Below are 22,127 nucleotides of genomic sequence, written 5' to 3'. Positions count from 1 at the left end.
CAGTCGCGCACCTCGGTGCCGACCCTTCCTCAACCATCTTCGGGGTCCGCGATTGAACAAGGGCTTTTTCATGGTCATGGCCGCACAGGCGTTGTCCTCGGTTGCGGACAACGCCCTGCTCATCGCGGCCATCGGGCTCATTGCCGACCTCAACGGCCCCGACTGGATGGCACCCATGATGAAGTGGTGGTTCGCCCTGGCCTACGTCGTGCTGGCCGCCTTCGTGGGCGCCTTCGCCGACTCCTTTCCCAAGGGCCGGGTGATGTTCACCACCAACGCCCTCAAGACGCTGGGCTGCCTGCTGATGTTCAGCTACGGCGCCTTCGGCCTCACGCACAACCACCAACTGGTGCTGATCTTCATCGCCTACACCGTGGTCGGCATCGGCGCCGCGGCCTACTCGCCGGCCAAATACGGCATCGTCACCGAAATGCTGCCGCCCGACATGCTCGTCAAGGGCAATAGCTGGATCGAAGGGCTGACCGTACTGTCGGTCATCGTCGGCACCGTGCTGGGCGGGCTGCTCATCAGCCCCACGGTGTCCGACTGGCTGATGTCCCTGGCCTGGATCGACGCGCTGGCCGACAACAGCGCGCAAAGCGCCATCCTGATGATCGGCGTCGTCTACGTCGCCGCCGCCATCTGCAACCTGCTCATCCCCGACACCCACGCCTTCTACCCGCGCCAGCAGACCCGGCCCGGCGCGCTGATCCGCAACTTCCTCACCTACGTGCGCATCCTCTGGTCGGACAAGCTGGGGCAGATTTCACTGGCGGTCACCACGCTGTTCTGGGGCGCGGGCGCCACGCTGCAGTTCATCGTCATCGAATGGGGCGCCCAGCACCTGGGCTACCGCCTGGATCAGGCCTCGGTGCTGATGGGGGTCGCGGCCTTCGGCACCGTGATCGGCGCCGTCATTGCCGGGCGCGTACCCCTGCGCCGCGCCCTGATGGTGCTGCCCGTGGGGGTCGCCATGGGCCTGGTGGTGTTGCTCATGCCCTTCGTCTACAAGGCCTGGGCGGTCTACATCCTGCTGCTGCTCATTGGCGGCCTGTCGGGCTTTTTCGTCGTGCCCATGAACGCCCTGCTGCAGCACCGGGGCCACGTGCTGCTCTCGGCCGGCCACTCGATCGCCGTACAGAATTTCAACGAGCAGCTCAACATCCTGCTGATGCTGGCCATGTACAGCCTCATGCTGTGGCTGGGCCTGCCCATCAACGCCATCATCGCGCTCTTCGGCATCCTCGTGGCCTGCCTGATGCTGGTGTTCATCCAGTGGAACCGGCTCAACCACAAGGCCAATCCGACGCTCGAACAGCTGATCGGCCAGACGGGCCACGGCACGGCGCTGCACTGAGCGGCGCAAGACCCCGGCCGCCCCTGCCGCGACCAGGTTTCAGCCGCCGGATTTCCGCTGTTTCGCGGGCCGCGCGCCCTGAGCGGCGGCGCGGCTGCCCTGCCGCTCAGGCGGCGCGCACGGCCTGCGCCAGGCCGACCAGGTCGCGCCAGGCCTCGGCCTTGAGCGACGAGCGCACCAGCAAGGACGCGGGCTGATGGGTCACCCAGACCGGAATGCTGCACCCATTGCTCGCGGCATAGGCATGCGGCCCGCCGTGCAGGACATCGAGCCCGGCCTCGCCGCCGAGCACCGCCTGGGCCGCCACCCGGCCCAGGGCCAGTATCCAGCGCGGCTGCAGCAGCTCGATCTCGCGCCGCAGATAGGGAACGCAGGCGGCGATTTCTTCGGCATCCGGCTCGCGCGCCGTCAGCGCCCGGCACTTGACCACATACGTGCTGTAGACGGAATCGAGGTGCGGCAGCCGGACCGAGGCCAGCATGGCCGCCAGCAGGCGCCCGGCATCGCCCTGAAACGGCTGGCCCGCCACTTCATCCGCGATACTGGGCTGCTCGCCCACGACGAGATAAAAGGGCTGCTGCGTCACCCCTGCCCCCGGCACGGCCCGGATGCGATGTTCGTGGCGCGGACACTGCCGACACGCCTGCACGGCGGCCGTCACCGCAGGCAGATCGGCCAGATCGGCGGCGCGCACCGTGGGGCCAGGCGCGGGTTCAGGGGCCTTGGCCGGGGCCACCCTGGAGACGGCCACACCCGCCGCGGCCAACGCGGCATCCCGAGGCGTCAGGGCGCCCGGTGAATCTTGAACCCCACCAGTATCCTGGCCCCCGCCGGAGTCTTGGGCATCGTGTCGACCGTCAATATCCCGAACGACCTGGTGCCGCTGGCCACCGTGCCCGGCTGACGTGCCAGAGGCGGGCGCCGTGTCGAGCCAGTGCACATCGACGCCGATCTCGGCCAGCCAGGCGGCCTGGATGGCCCGCACCTGCGGCTTCATGCCGGGGATTCCTGCAAGGTAAACGTCATGAGCCAGGCGTCTTCGCGCGCGCCGTGGGCCGCGGGGTAATAGCCCCGGCGCAGGCCCACCTGCTGAAACCGATGGCGCTGATAAAAGGCGATGGCCTTGGCGTTGCTGGGCCGCACTTCGAGCGTGAGCGCGGGCAGCCGCCCCTGGCGACAGTGCGCGATGCAGGCCTGCAGCAGGTGCGCGCCCACGCCCTGGCGCTGCGCGTCGGGGCGCACCCCGATGACCAGCAGATGCGCCATGTCGGGGGCATCCATAACGAGCGCAAAGCCCAGCATGGCGCCCAGCCGACGTACGACCCAGCCGCGATAGCCCGCGGCCAGGCCGTCGACAAAGTTCTGCCGCGTCCAGGGAAACGCCTGCACCTGGCGCTCGATGGCGGCCACCTCGTCGAGATCCGTGAGCGTCATGTCGTGCAGGGACAGGCGCACGGCGTCGGCGGCGGGGTTGCCCCCCAGGCCCTGCGCGCGCTCGAGCGTGGTGTAGGCGACCTTGTCGCGAACGTACGCCGGGGTGGCCTGGGCCGCGTCGAGCCGCTCGCCGCGCAGCCAGGCCTGTGCCGCCAGGCGGGCCACCGTGGCCGCCTGCGCCCGGGCGGGTATCCCGGCCCGCGCCACGCACACCCCCCCCAGGGCGGCCAGCGCATCCGCCAGCCCCGGGAAAACGTTCAGGGCATCGCCGTGCACCACCCATTGGCGGCCCGCCTGCATGGCCCAGACGGCGGACTCGGCGGCGGCCCACTGCGCCACGTCGGCCTGCGCCAGCAGCGCGGGCGCCTGCTGCGTGACCCAGGCGTCGCCGGTACACTGATAGACGGCGGCATAGACTTCGTTCATGCGGGCATCTTGCAAGACCACGTGTATCCCGGCCTCGTCCGCCTCGGCATCCTGCACCGCGACGGCGCACAGGGAATCGACCGGCAGCACCGGAACCCCCAGCGCCACCGCCAGGCCCTGCGCAACGCCGCACGCCACGCGCAAGCCGGTAAAACCGCCAGGGCCCTGGCCGAAGGCGATGGCGCTCAGCCCGGCGGGGGCCAGGCCCGCCTTGGCCAGCAGGCCCTCGGCCAGCGGCAAGATGCGCTCGGCATGCTCGTTGCGGCCCTCGTGCTGCGCCTCGGACAGGCGCAAACGCCCGTCCTCCCGAGACAGCAGCGCGACGCTGCACAGGGTGCTTGAAGTTTCAAACGCAAGAATGTGAAAATCGTCCATGGCAACCGCATTTTAATGGAGGACACTGACAGCGATACACGCGACAACGAAACGCTTATTGTGTAATTTCTTGTGATAAGCGCTGGTGCCGTTTTCTCGACCCTGTTACATTTTCCCCATGAACACACATACCCAGACCCTCACCCGCAAAATCCTGATCGTCGATGACGACCCCAGGCTGCGCGACCTGCTGCGCCGATATCTATCCGAGCAGGGCTTCAATGTCTATGTCGCTGAAGACGCGAAAGAGATGGGCAAACTCTGGCAGCGCGAACACTTCGACCTGCTGGTGCTCGACCTGATGCTGCCCGGCGAAGATGGCCTGTCCATCTGCCGCCGCCTGCGCGGCAACCACGATAACACCCCCATCATCATGCTCACCGCCAAGGCCGAGGAAATCGACCGCATCGTGGGCCTTGAAATGGGCGCCGACGACTACCTCACCAAACCCTTCAACCCGCGCGAGCTGCTGGCGCGGGTCAACGCCATTTTGCGCCGCCGCGGCACCGAAGAACACCCGGGCGCCCCCAGCCAGGAAAACGAATCGGTCGAGTTCGGCCCCTACGTGCTCAACCTGTCCACCCGCACGCTGACGAAAAGCGGCGAATCCGTGGCCATCACCACGGGCGAATTCTCCGTGCTCAAGGTTTTCGCCCGGCACCCCAAGGTGCCGCTGTCGCGCGACAAGCTCATGGAACTCGCCCGTGGCCGCGAATACGAAGCCTTCGACCGCAGCCTCGACGTACAGATTTCGCGCCTGCGCAAGCTGATCGAACCCAACCCGTCCAAGCCCGTCTTCATCCAGACCGTCTGGGGGCTGGGCTACGTCTTCGTCCCCGACGGCGGGCAATGAGACCACTGCCCGCGCCCGCGCGCCAGCCAGAGGCCCCGCCTCTCCTGGCGCGGGCGTCGTGTCCGCCACCCGGCTGACCAGCCGCCCGTGCTCTTTACCCAGAGCACCTCGCGCCGCCATCCACCGTCATGACGATTGCCAAGCACATCCGACACGCCATCCTGCCGCGTCTGCGCATGGGGCTGTTCACGCGTTCCTTCCTGCTGATCGCATTCCTGATGCTGGTCAGCCTGGGGGCGTGGCTGCAGATCGTCTTCAACATCGAAGAGGGGCCGCGTGCCGTGCAGCTGGCGCAGCGCATCGCCACCACCGTCAGCATCACCCGCTCGGCGCTGGTCTATGCGCCGACCAAGGTGCGGCCCGCCCTGCTGCTCGACCTGGCCACGCAGGAAAGTCTGCGCGTGCAGCCGCGCGACCCCTCCGACGTGCTCGAACCCCTGCCGCACAGCACCTATTGGGACAACGTCTCATCGGAAATCCGCAACCGCCTGGGTTCGCAGACCGCCATGATGTGGGCCGTCAATCAGGTGCCGGGCATCTGGATCAGCTTTCACATCGATGACACGCAATACTGGCTGGTCTTCGACCGCGACCAGCTGCGCCTGACCACGGGCCGCGAATGGCTGGGCTGGGTGGCGGCCTCGCTCATGCTGGCCCTGCTCGGGGCCGCCATCAGCGTGCGCTTCATCAACCTGCCCCTGGCGCAGCTGGCCAAAGTGGCGCAGCAGCTGGCACGCGGCCAGATGCCCACGCCGCTGCCGGAAAAAGGCCCCATCGAAATCCGCGACATGAACATCGCCTTCAACCGCATGGCGCGCGACCTGCGACAAAACGAGGCCGATCGTGAAATCATGCTGGCCGGCATCTCGCACGACCTGCGCACGCCGCTGGCGCGCATCCGGCTCGAAATCGAAATGAGCCACATGAGCGACGAAGCGCGCCAGGCCATCGACGAAGACCTGGCGCAGATCAATCACAGTATCGGCCAGCTGATGGAATACGCCCGTCCGGCGGGCCAGGTGCCCGAGGCCGGCATCGACGTTTCGCGCGTGCTGCAAGACCTGCTCGAACGCGAACGCAGCCACACCGAATCGCTGGGCGGCGAGCTGCAGGCGGGCATCGAGCCCGGCCTGCAGGCACGCATCAGCGCCAACGACCTCAAGCGCATCGTCAGCAACCTGATCGAAAACGCGCGGCGCTACGGCCGCAGCGCCAGCGACGACCGCGCGCACATCACCTTGCGCGCCTACCAGACGGGCAACCTGCTGCGCATCGAGGTGCAAGACCGGGGCGCGGGCATTCCGCACGCCGACATCCAGCGCCTGCTGCGCCCCTTCGCGCGCGGCGAATCGGCCCGCACGGGGGTCAGCGGCGCGGGCCTGGGCTTGTCCATCGTCGAGCGCCTGCTGGGCCAGGTGGGCGGCAAATTCGAGCTCATCTCGCAGCCCACCCAGGGCCTGCTGGCACGCATCGAAATCCCCAAGGCCAAGGCCAAGGCGCCCGCCGACAAAACCGCCTGAAACGACGGCACCAGGCGCCACACCCCGAGGCCGCACAGCCAGACGGCGGCGTCAGGGCCATAGCGTAGAATGAGCCCATCGCCCTTGCGGCCACTCACACAGGAGCCCCGATGAAAACCATAGGCGACAAGCTCGAGGCCTTTCGCGTCACCGGCGTCAAACCCGGGTTCAACCAGCCCGAAGAAAACGGCGTTTCCGCCTTTGAAGACATCACCGAATCCTCCTTTCCCGGCAAGTGGAAGGTGATCTACTTCTACCCCAAAGACTTCACCCAGGTCTGCCCCACCGAGATCGTCGGCTTCAACGCGCTGGCCGATGAATTCGACACGCGCGATGCCGTGCTCATGGGCGGGTCGAGCGACAACGAATACGTCAAGCTCGCCTGGCGCCGCGAAAACGCCGAACTCAGCAAGCTCAACCATTATCAGTTCAGCGACACCAACGGCGCGCTCATCGACCAGCTGGGCATCCGCGAAAAAACCGAAGGCGTCGCCCTGCGCGCGACCTTCGTGGTCGACCCCGACAACATCATCCAGCACGTGTCGGTCAACAACGTCAACGTGGGCCGCAGCCCCGAAGAAACCCTGCGCATCCTCGACGGCCTGCTCACCGAAGGCCTGTGCGCCTGCAACCGGGCCATCGGCGGCGCAACGCTTTAGGCCCGAACCTTCAGGCCCGCGCCCTGCGCGCCCTTCGCCCGCGGCCTTCAGCGGGCGGCGCCTGCCGCATCATGGCAGCCCAGGCCAGGCAGGGTGCCGACGGCGAGGTATAGGCAAGGGACATGCAAGGGCACAGGCGGGTTTACACGCGGGCCAGCAGGGCCACGGCACTGGCGGCAATGCCTTCGCCGCGGCCCAGATAACCCAGCCCTTCGTTGGTCTTGGCCTTGACGTTCACGTCGCAGGCCTCGATGCCCAGTTCTTGCGCGATGCAGGTTGACATGGCCGCCGCATGCGGGCCGATCTTGGGCGCCTGGGCGTGCACGGTGGCATCCACGTTGACCACGCCCCAGCCCGCCTCGCGGGCCAGCCGGGCCGCTTCCCGCAAGAACAGGCGGCTGTCGGCCCCCGCCCAGCGCGGGTCGCGGTCGGAAAAATGGCGGCCGATGTCGCCCAGCCCCGCCGCCCCCAGCACGGCATCCGTCACCGCATGCAGCAGCACGTCGGCATCCGAGTGCCCGGCCAGCCCCCGCTCGTAGGGGATGCGCACCCCCCCGATGATGAGCGGGCGTCCTGCCACCAGCACGTGCAAATCGTGGCCTTGGCCAATGCGAAAGGGAAAACGCTGCGTCATGAATGGCCTCTGCGGACGGAAGATCAGCAGAAGATTTTAGCCGGGATGCGGATCATGCTCCGGCCCCGCGACGCCCAACCTGGGTTCAGGTCGGCGAGCCGCCATGGCGACCCCGACCGCCATCACATCCAGCATCAGCAACTGCAGGATTCGCGACACCATGGTTCGCTGGGCCGCATCGTTCTCGACAGAATCAACCGCCAGGCAGATGTCGGCGTTTTGCGCCAATGGAGAATCCGCCCGCGTCACGGCGACCACCGGCACCCCCCGGCCGCGCGCCGTTGCCACAGCCGACAGCAGTTCTGGCTGGCTGCCAGTTTCTGAAACGGCCACCACCACGGCCTGCGCGTCCAGGGATCGGGCGGCGGCCTGCTCCAGCCGGGCGCTAGGGTAAACGGCGGCTGGAATCCCCAGATGCAGGAACGCATCCTGCCCGTCGAGGCCGGCCACCCCGGCACCGCCCGCACCGAAGATCTCAATTCGCTGCGCGGCCCGCAGCAGACGGATGGTGCGGCCGACCGCCTGGGCGTCAATGGTGTCACGCAGGCGCAGGATGGCCGATGCCGTATTGTCCAGCACCTTGGCCGACAGATCGGGCGTGCGGTCGCCCGCCTTGACCTGGCTGTGCTGCAGGGGAATGGAACTGCTCAGACCAGAGGCCAGCTTGCGCTTGAAATCCAGCAAGCCAGGAAACCCCAACGCGCGGCAAAACCGGATGACGGTCGGCTGGCTGACCCCCGCGTTGCGCGCGAGCGTCGCAATTGGATCTTGCACGAACCCGTGTGGTTGCGACAGCAGCAATTGTGCGACTTTCCGGCCCGCCGGGCTCATGCCCGGCAGTGCTCCCCGAACCCGATCCAGCAACATGGTATCCCCGCGCAGCAGGCGCAACTGCTGATCCAGGATCGCGGACACCCCCTTCAGACTGAGATCCTGGCTGGTCACGAGATACGTCGGAATCCGCCGCACGTAGTCGCTGAAGCGCCCCTTGTCCTCGAAGCGATCCCGGAACGGCGATTGAGCCAGGCGCCGGCCCAATTGCGGAACCAGCCCGCCGCCGATATAGATACCCCCCGAGGCACCCAGCGTCAGCGCCAGATCGGCCGCCGCCGATCCCAGCATGCCGCAGAACGTGTCCACGACATCGACAGCGAGCGCTTGCTCAGCCAGGGCCTGGGCCACAATCTCCACAGCCGCAGGAGCAGACGCCGCGAGCGTCCCCCGGCCCGCCAGCACGCGCCAGATCAGTTCCAGGCCGGGGCCGGACAACAGGCGCTCGGCCGACACATGGCCGAATAAGGTCCAGGCGTGTCGCAGGATGTCCAGTTCGCGGGGATTGCCGGGCGCGAAACTGACGTGCCCTCCCTCGCTGCCCAGCGTCACCCAGTGATCTGCCGCCGGAATCAGGCCCGACACGCCCAGTCCGGATCCCGGCCCGATCAACCCGATCACGCCCGGCTGCGGCTCGCCGCCCGTGCCAATCCGCAACCGATCGGCCCGCCCCAGACGAGGCAAGGACATGGCCATGGCGGTGAAATCGTTGACCACCAGCAGTATGTCCAGGCCCAGCGTCCGACGGGTTGCCTCAATGGAAAACCGCCAATCCCGGTTCGTCATGCGCACCTCGTCGCCTTGCACAGGGTTGGCGATGGCGATGACGGCATGGCGGGGCCGCTCTCCCTGGATGCCCTCCAGGTAGGCCGTCACGACTGCTGGCAGGCTGTCGTAGTCACGGCAGTTCAGCGTGGCGGATTGTTCCAGCCTCAAAGGGGCGGATTCCAGCGCGAACCGGGCGTGGGTCACCCCCACATCGGCCAGCAGGCGGGGGCCGCCGGGATGTGGTGCGTCGGCTTCGGGCGACTCGTCGCCGATCTGGCCCGCGTCGCTCATGCTACCCGCAGCCCGCTGGCCTGGTCAAAATAGACGGCCTTGGACAGATCAAACTGCAGTGCCATGGAAGCGCCCGGCGAAACAGCATGATCCGGGTGCACCCGGCAAGTGACGTCGCGCCCATTGAGTGACACCAAAACCATCGTGTCGGGCCCCGTGGGCTCGGTCAGCACGACGCGCAGGCGAGCCACCGAATCAGGGTCTTCCTGGCGGGCATGGGTGATCTGTTCAGGCCGGATACCCAACTGGATGGGCTGTCCTGCCCGGGACGCAAGCAGCGCCTGGGCCTGCCCGGCCACGGGCATCCAGTAGCCACTGCCGTCGGCATCCAGACGCACGCCCAGCCGCCCTCCCCGCGCCTCGAGCCGGGTGTCGATGAAGTTCATAGTGGGTGATCCCATGAATTCCGCCACAAAACGATTGGCGGGGTTGTCATAGATGTCCTGCGGTGTGCCGAACTGCTGCACCTCTCCGCCTTTCATGACGGCGATTTTATCGCCCAGCGTCATGGCTTCGATCTGGTCGTGCGTCACATAGATGATCGTGGTGCCCATGCGCTGGTGCAGACGCTTGATTTCAAGCCGCATCTCAATACGCAGGCGCGCGTCCAGGTTGGACAGGGGTTCGTCAAACAGGAACAGACTTGGCGCCCGGGCGATGGCGCGGCCCATGGCCACCCGCTGCCGCTGCCCGCCGGACAGCTGCGAGGGGCGGCGATCCAGGAGATGGTCGATCTGGAGGATCCGCGCCACGTCCAGCACAATGCGCTCGCGTTCGGGGCGCGGCACCTTGCGGATCTCCAGGCCAAAGGAAATATTGCGGGCCACCGACATGTTGGGATACAAGGCATAGGACTGGAACATCATGGCGATGTCACGATCCTTGGGCCCGAGATCATTGACCCGGCGGCCGCCAATCAAAATCTCGCCCTCATCCACCGGATCCAGCCCGGCGATCATGGACAGCAACGTCGACTTGCCGCATCCGGACGGCCCCACCAGGATCAGGAATTCTCCATCCTGGACATCCAGATTGATGCCTTTCAGGATTTCATTACCGTGATAGACCTTGCGTACATTGCGAATGGATAAAGAACCCACACTGAGTCTCCCTTTTGAAGCGGGCCTCAACCCTTGACGGCGCCGGCGGTCAGGCCGCGCACAAAATATTTTCCGGCGACGACATACACCAGCAAAGTGGGCAGCGCGGCAAAAATCGCGCCCGCCATATCGACGTTGTATTCTTTGACCCCGGTGGACGTATTGACCAGGTTGTTCAGCGCCACCATCAGCGGTTGACGCTCGCCCGAGGAAAAGACCACCCCAAACAGGAAGTCGTTCCAGACCTGGGTGAATTGCCAGATGATGCTGACCACGATGATCGGCCCCGACAAGGGCAGGATGATCGAGAAAAAAATCCGCCAAAAGCCAGCCCCGTCAATACGGGCCACCTTGACCAGCTCGTCAGGGATGGCCACATAGTAGTTGCGAAAGAACAGCGTCGTGAAGGCGATGCCGTAGACCACGTGCACGAACACCAGGCCCATCAGGCTGCTGGCAATACCCAGGGCGCCAAGCGTACGGGCCATGGGCAGCAGAATGACCTGGAACGGAATGAAGCAGCCGATCAACAGCATGCCGAAAAACAGATTACCGCCGCGGAAACGCCACTTGGTCAATACGTAGCCGTTGAGCGCGCCGATGGCCGTCGAGATCAGCACGGCGGGCACCGCGAACCGGACGGAGTTCCAGAAATAATCTTGCAAGCCCTGGCAGCGCACCCCCGTGCAGGCCGACGACCAGGCTTTGGCCCAGGGTTCCAGGGTCGGATCGGAGGGCAGGGCCAGCAGGTTGCCGGTGCGGATCTCCGCCAGGCTCTTGAAGGACGTGACCACCATCACGTACAGAGGCGCCAGATAATACAGGCACACCAGGCCCAGCAAGACATAGATCATCCAACGCCCCAAGCGGGCCGATCGGGGCCGACGTCCAGCCAGGGAATGCGTGGCATCAGCCATGAACAGGCCTCCGGAGTTCAGAATAAATGAGCGGAACAAGAATCGCCGCCACCGTCGCAAGCATCATGACCGCGCTGGCGGCGCCCAGGCCGACCTGGTTGCGGGTGAAGGCAAAGGCATACATGAACACGGCAGGCAGATCCGTCGCCAGGCCCGGCCCACCGTTGGTCAGGGCAACCACCAGATCGAAGCTCTTGATGGCGATGTGCATGAGAATCATGATCGAGGAAAAAAACACCGGACGCAGGCAAGGCAGGATGATCCGGCGATAGATGGTGGGCATGGACGCACCATCGACCCGAGCCGCCCGGATGATGGATTCGTCCATGCCGCGCAGGCCCGCCAGGAACAGCGCCATCACAAAACCCGACGACTGCCAGACGGCGGCAATCACGACGGTGTAGATCGCCCGATCCGGATCCACCAGCCAGTCAAAGCGAAACGAAGTCCAGCCGAGGCCACGCACCACATGCTGCAGGCCCAGGTCGGGGTTCAGCATCCAGCGCCAGGCGGTTCCCGTCACGATGAACGACAAGGCCATCGGATACATGTAGATGGCGCGAATGGCGCCCTCCGCGCGAATGCGCTGATCCAGCAAGACAGCCAGCAACAGCCCCACGACCAGGCACAAGACAACGAACAGGCTGCCGAAGATCACGAGGTTCTTCAGCGCCAGCCACCAACGATCATTACTGAACAGCGCGACATACTGCGCCATGCCGGCGAACTCATAGCGAGGCAACAGACGCGATGGGGTCAGGGATAACACGACCGTCCACAGCATGTAGCCATAGATGAACAGCAGCATGATCACGACACTGGGCGACAGCACCAACCGGGGCATCCAGGTGTCCAGGCCCCGCCCCAAACAGGCCAGCGCACGGCACCCGACCGACCGGGGCCGGGCGCCTGAAGCCATGTCCAGACTTTGTTCCATCATCAGCCTTTTTTATTGAATCCGGGCCGCCTGAGCCAGCCGGTCAAGCACATTGTCCACCGAGGCACCGGGCGCATTGAAGAACTGGGTCACGACATCCTGCATGGCTCCGGCAGTCGCCGCGGGCACGGCCATTTGATGGGCAATGCTGGGCACCAGCGTCCCGGCCTTGGCCGCCGCCTGGAAATCACGGGCGGACTTGCGGGCGCAGGCATCGAAGTCGGACAGATCCATATCCGTGCGCACGGGAATCGAGCCCTTGGCCAGATTGAAGACTTTCTGGAAGGCAGGGCTGAGCACGGCGGACGCCAGGGCATGCTGCCCTTTGGTCACGTTGGCATCGTTTTGCTGGAACATCACTAGGCTGTCGATGTTGAAGGTGAAGGCATTCTGGGAACCTGGCGCCGCCACACACTCATAATCCTTGCCCGGCATCTTGCCCGCCTGGGTGAATTCCCCCTTGGCCCAGTCACCCATCAGCTGCATGGCCGCCTTGCCGTTGATGACCATGGCGGTGGCCTGATTCCAGTCACGGTTGGGCGCATCGGGGTCGATATCAGCGCGCAAGGATCCGAAGACCTCGAAGGCATGCCTCATCGTATCGCTGTGCAAGGCCTTCTGATCCAGCTTGACCATCGCCTGGCGGTAGAAATCCGCGCCACCCACGCCCAGGACGACGGACTCGAATACGGTGAAATCCTGCCAGGGCTGGCCGCCGTGCGCCAGGGGAATATAGCCGGCTGCGCGAATTTTCTTTGCCGCCTCGGGGAATTCATCCCAAGTACGCGGGACATCCGCCCCGGCTGCTTTGAACACGGCGGGATTGATCCACATCCAGTTGACCCGATGGACATTGACCGGAACAGCCACGTAATGGCCATCGTATTTCATCACGTCCGCCACGACCTCAGGCAGCATGCGATCCCATTTTTCGACATTGGCCACCGGACTCAGGTCAGCCAATACGCCCTCGGCACCCCATTCCTGGATACTGGGCCCCTTGATCTGAGCGGCGGCCGGCGGATCGCCCGACACCACCCGGGTCTTGAGAACGGTCATGGCATTTTCGCCCCCGCCGCCTGCAACCGCGAAATCCTTCCAGGTGTAGCCCTTGGATTCCATGATGGATTTCAACTGAGCGGCAGCCTTGGCCTCGCCGCCGGAAGTCCACCAGTGCAGCACCTCAATGTTCGTGGCATGGGCCGCAACGCTGCCGAACAGCAGGCACCCCAATGCGCCGGCGCACAGGGCTCGCATCTTGAATTTCATAGAACTCCTCCTTTTAAGGAATTTAGTTTGACTACATATTAAGGATTTTTTACGTGTATGTAGCTTATGGAAATCCCTAACAACCCAGTTTATGTATATAAGGGTGAGGTAATTTAGCACTCGAATTAAATGTATTTTTACTACATAATAGCAACCTGTCTACTCCATCGAATGAGCCTCACCCAAAGACGGATCACACCATGAACTGCTCTCCAGACACCGACTTCATCCTGTTCGGCGGCACAGGCGATCTGGCCCGGCGCAAGCTGCTGCCCGCACTGCTGCACCTGCACGGCCAGGGGCTGCTGGGGCCACACACACGGATTTTCTCCGTCGCCCACAGCCCCGGGGACGACATTGCCTTCCGCCGCAGCCTGTCCCAGACACTGAAGCGCCCGGACGACCCACCGAACGACTGGGCATCATTTGAAAAAAGACTGCACTACGTCTCGCTGGACGCACGCCGAACTGCGGACTACGCCGCGCTGGCGGCCCGGCTGACGGCTGGCAGGCCCCGGGTGTTCTATCTGTCCACGGCGCCATCGCTGTTTGCCGCCATCTGCAAAGGTTTGCACGAACATGAACTGATCCGGCCGGACAGCCGGATCGCCATCGAGAAGCCGTTAGGCCACGATCTGGGCTCATCTCGCGCCATCAACGATGAAATCGGCCAGTATTTTCAGGAAACGCAGATCTACCGCGTCGACCATTACCTGGGCAAGGAATCCGTCCAGAACCTGCTGGCGTTGCGATTCGGCAATGTACTGCTCGAACCGCTCTGGCGCCGCGAATGGGTGCGCGATGTCCAGATCACAGTCGCCGAACAGGAAGGCATCGGCTCGCGCGGAAATTTCTACGACAACACGGGCGCCCTGCGCGACATGGTACAAAGCCACCTGCTGCAGCTGCTGGCCATCCTGACGATGGAACCTCCCCTCAGCACGCAGGCCGACGCCGTGCGCGACGAAAAGCTCAAGATCCTGGCCGCCCTGGAACCCCTACGGGATTCCGCCGTGCTGACCCATACCGTGCGGGGCCAATATCTGGGCAAGGGTGCCCAGTCAAGCTACCGGGACGAGGTAGGCGTCAAGACAGACAGCGCAGTCGAAACCTACGTCGCCCTGACCGCCCGCATCAACAACTGGCGCTGGGCGGGAGTACCGTTCTTCTTGCGTACAGGCAAGCGCCTGAGCCGGAGACTGGCCGAAATCGTCGTGACATTCCGCGACGTGCCGACCTCGATCTTCGACACCCCCGTGGCCGGCCTGCAGGCCAACCGCCTGGTGATCCGCATGCAGCCGCAGGAAACCATGACGCTGCACCTGATGTCCAAATCGCCAGGTGACAGCATGCGCCTGCGCCCCGTGGCGCTGAACCTGGATTACGTCCAGTCTGCCCAGCATCGGCAACTGGATGCCTACGAGCGCCTGATCAGCGATCTTCTGAACGGCAAGCTGACGCTGTTCGTGCGCCGCGACGAACAGGAAGCCGCCTGGCGCTGGATCGAACCCATCCTGCAGGCCTGGAACCGGATCGGCCAGGCCGCCCAGCCCTACGTCAGCGGCTCCTGGGGGCCCGCCGCTGCCGAGGCCATGCTGGCCCGCCACGGCCTGTACTGGCACACTGGCCTCGACCCCGAATCCTCCACTTCACCATGATGACGCAAACCGTTTCACTCATTTCACCAGACCCCACGTACCCGCGACTCGTCGGCGACATCGGCGGCACCAACGCCCGTTTCGCCATGATTCCGGCCGCAGGCGCAGCCATGACGGCAATCCAGACGCTGGCATGCGCCGATTACCCCGGGCCCGCCGAGGCCATCACCGCCTATCTCAAAGCCGCCCGACTGCCATCGCCGCGCTGGTGCGCCTTCGGCATCGCCAACCCGGTATCGAGCGACCTGGTGCGCATGACCAACCATCACTGGCAGTTCTCCATTTCAGCGCTGCGCGATGCGCTGGGCCTGGACGTCCTGCGGGTCGTCAACGACTTCACCGCCCTGGCCATGGCCATTCCCGCCCTGGGGCCCGCCGATCTGCGTCAAGTCGGTGGCGGAGCCATCCGCGCTGGTGCCGCCATCGGCCTGATCGGGCCCGGCACGGGCCTGGGCATCTCCGGCCTGATTCCCTGTCAGAACGATTACACGCCGCTGGCGGGCGAAGGCGGCCACATCACCCTGGCGGCACGCAATCGCGAAGAAGCCGCCCTGATCGACTGGGTGGGCAACCGACATGGACACGTATCGGCCGAGCGATTGATTTCCGGCCAGGGATTGGAAAACCTCTATCTGGCGCACGCCGCGTTGGCCGGGCACTCCGTCGAGCCCCTGAGCGCCGCCCGCATCAGTGAACAGGCATTGCGGAGCACCGACGCCCTCTGTCTGCGCGCGCTCAACAGCCTGTGCGCCTTTCTGGGAACAGTCACCGCCAACCTGGCCCTGATCCTGGGCGCCCAGGGAGGCATGTACATCGGCGGAGGCATCATTCCCAAACTGGGGCCGTTCTTCGACCGATCCCCCTTCCGGGCACGGTTCGAGGACAAGGGGCGCTTCCAGGGCTACCTGGGGCAGATTCCGACATTCGTGATCCAGGCCCGTCACCCCGCCCTGATCGGCGCGGCCCGGGCGCTGGCGCGCCAGGCCCAGGGCGGCGACGCATGAGCACCCCAACCTGGCATCTCTCCACGTCGGGCGCCGAACAGGCCTGGGCGCTGGCCCAGGCCATCGTGTGCGATCTACAGCGCGCGCTGCATGAGCGCGGGGCTGCCCACCTGGCTGTCTCGGGTGGCCGGTCGCCCGCATTGCTGCTGGAAACCCTGTCCCGCAGCCCCCTGCCCTGGTCGAGGATCACGATCTCGCTGGTCGATGAGCGCTGCGTGCCGCCGACATCCCCTGACAGCAACGAGGCCCTGATCCGGCGGCACCTGCTGCACCGGGCGGCCGCCCAGGCGCACTTCTCTCCCCCCAGGCCCGGCCCCGTCTCCGCAGCGCCCGACGTCATCGTATTGGGCATGGGCGCGGACGGGCATACCGCGTCCCTGTTCCCCGACGATCCGGTTCTGGACGCAGCGCTGAACCCAAACCGCCCCCCCGCCTACCTGGCCGTCGCCCCCGCCGCGTCCGTCTGGCGCCGCCTGACCCTGAATCTCAGCGCCATCGTGCAATCGGGCCATATTTATGTCGCTATCGAGGGCGCGGCCAAGCGGCGGGTTCTGGAACAGGCGCTGGCTGGCGCACCCGAGTTGCCAATACGGGCGGTGCTGATGGCCGCCCCCCATAGCAGGCTGTACTGGTGCCCCGAACCGAACCCGGAGCCTCTCTCGATGCACGCCGCCAAGACATCAGGCACCGATCAACCCCACTGAAAAAAGCTGGCCCCTTGCTCGGCACCCACCGCGTGCGCGCGCGCCACGGAAAATAGCTCCCGGCCGACACCCCAGGATGCCTCGCGCGGGTCGAACGGCGCCGGTTCACGATCCTGCCAGGTCGGCCCCCCCAGCACTTCCAGCACACCGGCACGTGCATCGACCCGGATCAGGTCGCCATCGCGTACCCGCGCCAGAGGGCCGCCCGCCTGAGCCTCGGGCGTGACATGAATGGCGGCGGGAATCTTGCCCGAGGCCCCCGACATGCGGCCATCCGTCACCAGGGCGACGTGATACCCCATGCCTTGCAGGACCGACAAGGCGGGCGTCAGCTTGTGCAGCTCAGGCATGCCGTTGGCACGGGGGCCCTGAAAACGGACGACAGCCACGAAATCCTGCTCCAGTTCGCCGCGCTGGAACGCATCGAGCAAGGCCTTCTGGCTGTCGAAGACCCGGGCCGGCGCCTCCACGACTTGGTGTTCCGACGCCACGGCGGACGACTTGATGACCGCGCGCCCCAGGTTGCCGCGCAGCAATTTCAAGCCACCATCCGGATTGAAGGGGGCTTCCGGCTCCCGCAGAACAGACGCGTCCGAAGAGGCCCGCGGCCCGTCTTCCCAGACCAGATGCCGCTCGCGCAATACCGGGACACGCTCATAGGCATCCAGCCCATGTCCCATGATCGTGACAACGTCCTCGTGCAGCAGGCCGGCCCGACGCAGCCCACGGATCAGGCACGCCATGCCGCCAGCGGCATGAAACTGGTTCACGTCCGCCGCGCCGTTGGGATAGACGCGCGCCAGCAGCGGCACCACCGTGGATATCTCGGCGAAATCGTCCCAATTGATCTGCACGCCCGCTGCTTGCGCCACCGCCACCAGGTGCATGGTGTGATTGGTGGAGCCGCCAGTCGCCAGCAGGCCGACGATCCCGTTGACCAGGGTGCGCTCGCTGATGACTTCGGCGATCGGCGTGAAATGCTCGCCGCTGGCAGCCAGGCCAAGCGCGTGACGGGCAGCCTCACGGGTGAGCGCCTCGCGCAGCGCCGTGCCGGGCGGCACGAACGAGGCACCGGGCAAATGCAGGCCCATGATTTCCATGAGCATCTGATTTGAATTGGCCGTGCCGTAAAACGTACAGGTGCCGGGCGCATGATAGGCCCGCAGTTCCGACTCCAGCAACGCGGCGCGATCGACTTCTCCCTTGGCGTACCGTTGACGCACCTTCGCTTTTTCATCATTGGATATCCCCGAGGGCATGGGGCCGGCGGGCACGAACACGACAGGCAGATGGCCAAACGTCAGCGCGCCGATCAACAGGCCTGGCACGATCTTGTCGCACACGCCCAGGCAGACGGCGGCGTCGTACATTTGGTGGCTGAGCGCAATTGCGGTGGACATGGCGATGACGTCCCGCGAGAACAGGCTCAATTCCATGCCCGCCTGGCCCTGTGTGATGCCGTCGCACATGGCTGGCACGCCGCCGGCGAACTGGGCGCTGCCCCCTGCGCCGAACGCCGCCTGCTTGATCCAGTCGGGATAGCGTCCCAGCGGCTGATGCGCCGACAACATGTCGTTATAGGCGGACACGATCGCCAAATTGGGGCGCTCGGTCGTCGTCAGGCGAGTCTTGCCGTCCGGGGATTCGGCGGCAACGGCATGCGCGAGATTCGTGCAACCCAGGATGCTGCGCTGCGCGCGCTGTCCATAGGCAGAGCGCGTGCGATCCAGATAGCGTTCCCGGGTGGCGCGGCTGCGCTCGATGATACGGTCAGTGACAGACTGAATGACGGAATGCGGATTCACGGCGGCCTCCTAGCTGAACAGGAAGGCCAGTATAGATCAATTTCTAGTAAAACTACATTTAAATCAGAAAATATTGATTTATTTGTTAAATAAGTAATTTTACTAGAAAGGCATGGCTGTCAGGCATCCTGCGGCCCGCCGCGCAGCCAGGCCTCAAACCACTCGAAGTCTCCAGGCCAGGTAAGTTTGTCATTCCAGCGACTGCCGGGCACCAGCACAGGCGGGCGTCCGCCCGACAATTCCACCGCCGAGGCCTCATCCGTGACACGCACGTCCTGCGCACAGGCGTCCAGGGCGGCGTGCAGTTCCCCCACACGGAACATTTGCGGCGTCTGCGCCAGCCATAGGTGCTCGCGCGGCAACGTCCGGGCGACGATCTCCGGCCCGGCGGCCAAGGACACAGGATCCGCCTGCTTGACCGTATCCGCCACAGGCACGGCCAACAAGCCCCCCCGATCCTGCGACAGGCAAGTATCGATCAGGCGCGCCAGCGCCTGCGGGGGAAGACCGGGGCGTGCCGCATCGTGAACCAGCACCCAGGTATCCGGCGCCAGGTTCGCATCCAGCAAAGCGGCCCGCACGGTCATGGCACGCGAGGGGCCGCCACACGGTCGCCACACCACGCGCGGCAAACCTGACAGCGCCCGCGCCACCCAGGGATCCCCCGCCGCCACCGCCACCCGCACCTCGGCGATGCGCACATCCGCCAGCAAGGCGCACACGGCGCGGCGCAGCATGGGTTCACCCCGCAACAGGCGATACTGCTTGGGCGCGTCGCCGACACGGCCCGCACGCGCACCGATTCCGGCGGCCGGCACAATGGCAATCAAGGTAGGCTTCATGATCGCGGATTTTAGCCGAGCCCCGTCCGGGCCCGCGCGGCGCTTTATACTAAGCGGCCAATGAACACACCCATCCTGCCTGAGCTGCGCAACCGCCTGCCGCACCTGAGCCGCGCCGCCACCCGCGTCGCCCGCCTGATCCTCGCGCGACCGGGCGATGCCTCGCGCATGGCTATCGGAGACGTCGCCCAGGCCGCCGAAGTCAGTGAACCCACCGTCATCCGACTGTGCCGGACACTCGGCTATGCTGGCTGGCCCGATCTCAAAGTTCAATTGGCGGCCAGCCAGCTCAGCGGGGTGCCCTACGTGCATTCCACCCTGCAGCCAGACGAGGGCATCCCCGCCCTGGCGGGCAAGGTCTTCGACAACGCGGTGTCGGCGCTGTTGCGCATCCGCGACGGCCTGGATCCCGACCAGATCGAGGCGGCCATCGATCGACTGACGACAGCCCGCCGCATTGAGTTCTACGGCATTGGCAACTCGGGCATCGTCGCCACCGACGCCCAGCACAAATTCTTTCGCTTCGACCTGGCCGTGGTGGCCTATGCGGACAGCCACACACAAAGCATGGCCGCCTCGCTGCTGGGCCCCCGGGACGCTCTGGTGGCGATTTCCCATTCCGGCCGCTCGCGCGAACTGCTGGACGCCGTTGCCCTGGCCCGCGACAACGGCTGCCCCATCATCGCCATCACAGCGTCGGGATCGCCGCTGGCAGCGCTGGCGACCATCTTGCTGCAAGCCGACACCCAGGAAGACACCGAGCTCTACAGCCCGATGATTTCGCGCCTGGCGCACCTGACCATCATCGACGTGCTGGCGCTGGGGGTCGCCCTGCGGCGCGGCGATCAGGCCAGCCAAGTGCTGGCCCGAACCAAGCAAAGCCTCAAGAACAAGCGGCGCCCAGGCTGAGTCATCAGAAGGTGATGCCGGTCTTCAGGCCCAGAATGAAGGCATTGCTGTTGCGCGACGTGCCACCCGGATGCATGACATACTGCACGTTGGGCCGCAGGAAGACCGACCGCACCGGCGACCAACTGTAGTACAGCTCGCCAGCGTATTCATAGTCATCGCCCACCACCGTATTGCTGCCGGTTCGCGCGTTGACCTGATGAACATAGTCCGCATAGCGGCCATTGTTGTGCGTGGCGCCCACGGCAACACCAATAGAATCCTGCAGACGGCCAAACGGCCCCTTGTACTGGACGCCAAGCGCCCATTGCCGATCCACCTGTGCGGTGGCTTGGTCGGCCTGCGACACGTTCAGAAACACAGTGGCGCCACGCCCGCCCGGCTCGCCGGTGATCTGTTGCTGCAGGCTCAAGTACGCGCCGTACTGGCCATCATGTTCCCGCGCGGGGTCGCCCGTGACCCCCATGGCTTGTCCGTTCACATCCTCGTACAGGTCTTGTCCGCGCGACGTGTTGTACCAGACCCCCACTTTGTATGAACCCGGGCGCCCGGCAACGCTGGGCAGCCAGCCGAATTCCAGGGGAATCAGGGCGCCGGTGGTGCCGCTCGGGTTGTCCAGGCTCAGCCCGTGGTGCCGGGCGTAATGATCGTCCACGTACTTCGGGTTGACCTGATAGACACCGATCTGGCCGTAGACGTCCTGGGTCGGACTGAACTTGACACGCGCGCCCCACTGGCTGGTCGGCCAATTCACCCAGTAGCCGCCTACCAGGTTGCCGGGCTGCGAACCGCAAAAGGTCAGGTTCTGGAAGTCACACGAAAAGGAAAAAAAATCCTCGCCCACCGTCACCCGCCCCGCCTTGATGGCCAGCCGCTCGTCAAACAACTTTTGTTCGAGCCAGAACTGCGTCAAATGCCAGGTCTGGCCGCGGCCATAGACTTCTTGCAGCAGCATATTGTTGCCGATCTCCGCATCGTCCCCCAGGTTGCGGCCATTGCGATCCGTGATGGTGGCCTGGAACGTCGCTCCGCCCCAGCCCACAAGCTTGTCCAGATCCAGCGTCGTCCCGATCACCCATTGGTCGGTGTAGCGCGTCAAGTGACGCGTACCGCCCGTCGCGTTGTGCGCGGCCTCTCCGCCGTAGCCCAGGTTGAAAGTCACGCCCTTGTCTGCAAGGGAGGTGCGCAGCCCCCCCCAATCGCCCAACAGATACGGGCTGTTGCTGAAATCGTAGGCCTGCGCGCCGGTCGCGCAGGCCGCCATGACGACCGCACCCGCCACGGACGCGATGCGGAATTTTAGGTTGGCTTTCATAGGCCGTCTCCTGATCTTATGAATACGCCGTCGCGAACCGACAGCCACGCGCCGCAGTTTCAGCGCTTGGCCATTATGTAGCAAAATTACATTGTTACAGCCTAGGGATTACCATGACAACAACAGCCAATCCATCTCTTCAGCAATTTTCTTGATAACTACAAAATTGTCTAAAAATCACGATTGCATGTATAAATTGCATCATTATTATTTTATAATCGGATAAATATGAAGATTAATAAGTCAGGAATCAGATCAAAAATCGCCAGTCCAAAAGTACTCATGTAAAGCTACACGTAATTTTGTAGTTAAATTCAATTATCAATTCTCAACAATCTCTCCAAACAGACGGCACCGATTGGATGGATCGCCCCACACCATGCATTGATGACAGAAGTCATCGACCGCAAAAGTAACAAAACGACAAAATGGCGACTAACACAAAAAAATATGGTAATTATGTAGAATCACTACAATTAATCCAGACCATCCGGCCAGGCCATCACCCCCCCCCCCCCC

19 protein-coding genes are annotated in these 22,127 nt (G+C 64.7%); 8 read left to right on the top strand and 11 right to left on the bottom strand.

Annotated features, from left to right (window positions below):
- Positions 1-52: 52 nt before the first annotated feature.
- Positions 53-1,357: a lysophospholipid transporter LplT gene (lplT, locus tag CCA01S_RS12290; protein ID WP_066458950.1), complete on the top strand. Its 1,305-nt coding sequence runs from the start codon at positions 53-55 to the stop codon at positions 1,355-1,357.
- A 106-nt stretch (positions 1,358-1,463) separates the two neighbouring features.
- Here lplT and CCA01S_RS12285 read toward each other — a convergent pair whose 3' ends face one another.
- Positions 1,464-2,354: a uracil-DNA glycosylase gene (locus CCA01S_RS12285; RefSeq protein WP_066458948.1), complete on the bottom strand. Its 891-nt coding sequence runs from the start codon at positions 2,352-2,354 to the stop codon at positions 1,464-1,466.
- A complete protein-coding gene (gene tsaB, locus CCA01S_RS12280; RefSeq protein ID WP_066458946.1) occupies positions 2,351-3,592 on the bottom strand; it encodes a tRNA (adenosine(37)-N6)-threonylcarbamoyltransferase complex dimerization subunit type 1 TsaB in 1,242 nt (413 codons plus the stop codon). The genes CCA01S_RS12285 and tsaB overlap by 4 nt, the downstream gene beginning before the upstream one ends.
- Positions 3,593-3,710: 118 nt before the next feature.
- On the opposite strand from tsaB, the gene ompR reads away from it, so the two are divergent.
- The 3 genes from ompR to CCA01S_RS12265 all read left to right on the top strand — a co-directional run bounded on the left by ompR (position 3,711) and on the right by CCA01S_RS12265 (position 6,624).
- A complete protein-coding gene (gene ompR / locus CCA01S_RS12275) occupies positions 3,711-4,445 on the top strand; it encodes an osmolarity response regulator transcription factor OmpR (RefSeq protein WP_066458944.1) in 735 nt (244 codons plus the stop codon).
- Between the two features lie 128 nt (positions 4,446-4,573).
- Positions 4,574-5,965, top strand: coding sequence for an ATP-binding protein (locus tag CCA01S_RS12270; protein ID WP_066458943.1), 1,392 nt, complete (start codon positions 4,574-4,576; stop codon positions 5,963-5,965).
- Positions 5,966-6,075: 110 nt separating this feature from the next.
- Positions 6,076-6,624, top strand: a complete 549-nt coding sequence (locus tag CCA01S_RS12265) for a peroxiredoxin (RefSeq protein WP_066458942.1) — start codon at positions 6,076-6,078, stop codon at positions 6,622-6,624.
- A 142-nt stretch (positions 6,625-6,766) separates the two neighbouring features.
- Here the strand turns inward: CCA01S_RS12265 and ispF are convergent, their stop codons facing one another.
- The 6 genes from ispF to CCA01S_RS12235 form a co-directional block, all read right to left on the bottom strand.
- Complete coding sequence (ispF, locus tag CCA01S_RS12260; protein ID WP_066458940.1) at positions 6,767-7,258, bottom strand: 2-C-methyl-D-erythritol 2,4-cyclodiphosphate synthase; 492 nt, start codon at positions 7,256-7,258, stop codon at positions 6,767-6,769.
- Positions 7,259-7,294: 36 nt separating this feature from the next.
- On the bottom strand, positions 7,295-9,148 hold the full coding sequence (gene glk / locus CCA01S_RS12255) for a glucokinase (RefSeq protein WP_066458938.1): 1,854 nt from the start codon (positions 9,146-9,148) through the stop codon (positions 7,295-7,297).
- Complete coding sequence (locus CCA01S_RS12250; RefSeq protein ID WP_066458936.1) at positions 9,145-10,248, bottom strand: ABC transporter ATP-binding protein; 1,104 nt, start codon at positions 10,246-10,248, stop codon at positions 9,145-9,147. Before CCA01S_RS12250 ends, glk begins: the two co-directional genes overlap by 4 nt.
- A 26-nt stretch (positions 10,249-10,274) precedes the next feature.
- Positions 10,275-11,165 carry a carbohydrate ABC transporter permease gene (locus CCA01S_RS12245; protein WP_066458934.1) on the bottom strand — a complete coding sequence of 297 codons (891 nt, stop codon included), beginning with the start codon at positions 11,163-11,165 and terminating at the stop codon, positions 10,275-10,277.
- Positions 11,158-12,009 (bottom strand): carbohydrate ABC transporter permease, encoded by an 852-nt coding sequence (locus CCA01S_RS12240; RefSeq protein WP_232305105.1) that lies wholly within the window; start codon positions 12,007-12,009, stop codon positions 11,158-11,160. Before CCA01S_RS12240 ends, CCA01S_RS12245 begins: the two co-directional genes overlap by 8 nt.
- 105 nt (positions 12,010-12,114) lie before the next feature.
- A complete protein-coding gene (locus CCA01S_RS12235; protein ID WP_066458933.1) occupies positions 12,115-13,371 on the bottom strand; it encodes an ABC transporter substrate-binding protein in 1,257 nt (418 codons plus the stop codon).
- A 200-nt stretch (positions 13,372-13,571) separates the two neighbouring features.
- Here CCA01S_RS12235 and zwf point away from each other — a divergent pair, with 200 nt between their 5' ends.
- The 3 genes from zwf to CCA01S_RS12220 are packed head-to-tail and all read left to right on the top strand — an operon-like array spanning position 13,572 to position 16,737.
- Positions 13,572-15,029 carry a glucose-6-phosphate dehydrogenase gene (zwf, locus tag CCA01S_RS12230; protein WP_066458931.1) on the top strand — a complete coding sequence of 486 codons (1,458 nt, stop codon included), beginning with the start codon at positions 13,572-13,574 and terminating at the stop codon, positions 15,027-15,029.
- Entirely contained in the window at positions 15,026-16,033 is a 1,008-nt protein-coding gene (locus tag CCA01S_RS12225; protein WP_198150009.1) for a glucokinase, read from the top strand. Before zwf ends, CCA01S_RS12225 begins: the two co-directional genes overlap by 4 nt.
- A complete protein-coding gene (locus tag CCA01S_RS12220) occupies positions 16,030-16,737 on the top strand; it encodes a 6-phosphogluconolactonase (protein WP_066458929.1) in 708 nt (235 codons plus the stop codon). The genes CCA01S_RS12225 and CCA01S_RS12220 overlap by 4 nt, the downstream gene beginning before the upstream one ends.
- Here the strand turns inward: CCA01S_RS12220 and edd are convergent.
- Positions 16,725-18,542, bottom strand: coding sequence for a phosphogluconate dehydratase (gene edd, locus CCA01S_RS12215; protein ID WP_066458927.1), 1,818 nt, complete (start codon positions 18,540-18,542; stop codon positions 16,725-16,727). The genes CCA01S_RS12220 and edd overlap by 13 nt on opposite strands.
- Before the next feature lie 119 nt (positions 18,543-18,661).
- A complete protein-coding gene (locus CCA01S_RS12210; RefSeq protein WP_066458924.1) occupies positions 18,662-19,384 on the bottom strand; it encodes an IspD/TarI family cytidylyltransferase in 723 nt (240 codons plus the stop codon).
- Positions 19,385-19,444: 60 nt separating this feature from the next.
- On the opposite strand from CCA01S_RS12210, the gene CCA01S_RS12205 reads away from it, so the two are divergent.
- Entirely contained in the window at positions 19,445-20,293 is an 849-nt protein-coding gene (locus tag CCA01S_RS12205) for an SIS domain-containing protein (RefSeq protein WP_269747422.1), read from the top strand.
- A gap of 4 nt (positions 20,294-20,297) precedes the next feature.
- Here CCA01S_RS12205 and CCA01S_RS12200 read toward each other — a convergent pair whose 3' ends face one another.
- On the bottom strand, positions 20,298-21,608 hold the full coding sequence (locus CCA01S_RS12200; RefSeq protein WP_066458920.1) for a carbohydrate porin: 1,311 nt from the start codon (positions 21,606-21,608) through the stop codon (positions 20,298-20,300).
- Positions 21,609-22,127: the final 519 nt, after the last annotated feature.

This window comes from Castellaniella caeni NBRC 101664 (assembly GCF_001592225.1).
GTDB classification, from domain to species: domain Bacteria; phylum Pseudomonadota; class Gammaproteobacteria; order Burkholderiales; family Burkholderiaceae_B; genus Castellaniella; species Castellaniella caeni.
This window is presented reverse-complemented; position numbering and strand designations above follow the sequence as displayed.

Coding starts and splice junctions, on each gene's coding strand:
- CCA01S_RS12285 (WP_066458948.1), bottom strand. CDS start 2,354: ATGAAGCCGCAGGTGCGGGCCATCCAGGCCGCCTGGCTGGCCGAGATC.
- tsaB (WP_066458946.1), bottom strand. CDS start 3,592: ATGGACGATTTTCACATTCTTGCGTTTGAAACTTCAAGCACCCTGTGC.
- ompR (WP_066458944.1), top strand. CDS start 3,711: ATGAACACACATACCCAGACCCTCACCCGCAAAATCCTGATCGTCGAT.
- CCA01S_RS12270 (WP_066458943.1), top strand. CDS start 4,574: ATGACGATTGCCAAGCACATCCGACACGCCATCCTGCCGCGTCTGCGC.
- CCA01S_RS12265 (WP_066458942.1), top strand. CDS start 6,076: ATGAAAACCATAGGCGACAAGCTCGAGGCCTTTCGCGTCACCGGCGTC.
- ispF (WP_066458940.1), bottom strand. CDS start 7,258: ATGACGCAGCGTTTTCCCTTTCGCATTGGCCAAGGCCACGATTTGCAC.
- glk (WP_066458938.1), bottom strand. CDS start 9,148: ATGAGCGACGCGGGCCAGATCGGCGACGAGTCGCCCGAAGCCGACGCA.
- CCA01S_RS12245 (WP_066458934.1), bottom strand. CDS start 11,165: ATGGCTGATGCCACGCATTCCCTGGCTGGACGTCGGCCCCGATCGGCC.
- CCA01S_RS12240 (WP_232305105.1), bottom strand. CDS start 12,009: ATGCCCCGGTTGGTGCTGTCGCCCAGTGTCGTGATCATGCTGCTGTTC.
- CCA01S_RS12235 (WP_066458933.1), bottom strand. CDS start 13,371: ATGAAATTCAAGATGCGAGCCCTGTGCGCCGGCGCATTGGGGTGCCTG.
- zwf (WP_066458931.1), top strand. CDS start 13,572: ATGAACTGCTCTCCAGACACCGACTTCATCCTGTTCGGCGGCACAGGC.
- CCA01S_RS12225 (WP_198150009.1), top strand. CDS start 15,026: ATGATGACGCAAACCGTTTCACTCATTTCACCAGACCCCACGTACCCG.
- CCA01S_RS12220 (WP_066458929.1), top strand. CDS start 16,030: ATGAGCACCCCAACCTGGCATCTCTCCACGTCGGGCGCCGAACAGGCC.
- CCA01S_RS12210 (WP_066458924.1), bottom strand. CDS start 19,384: ATGAAGCCTACCTTGATTGCCATTGTGCCGGCCGCCGGAATCGGTGCG.
- CCA01S_RS12205 (WP_269747422.1), top strand. CDS start 19,445: ATGAACACACCCATCCTGCCTGAGCTGCGCAACCGCCTGCCGCACCTG.
- CCA01S_RS12200 (WP_066458920.1), bottom strand. CDS start 21,608: ATGAAAGCCAACCTAAAATTCCGCATCGCGTCCGTGGCGGGTGCGGTC.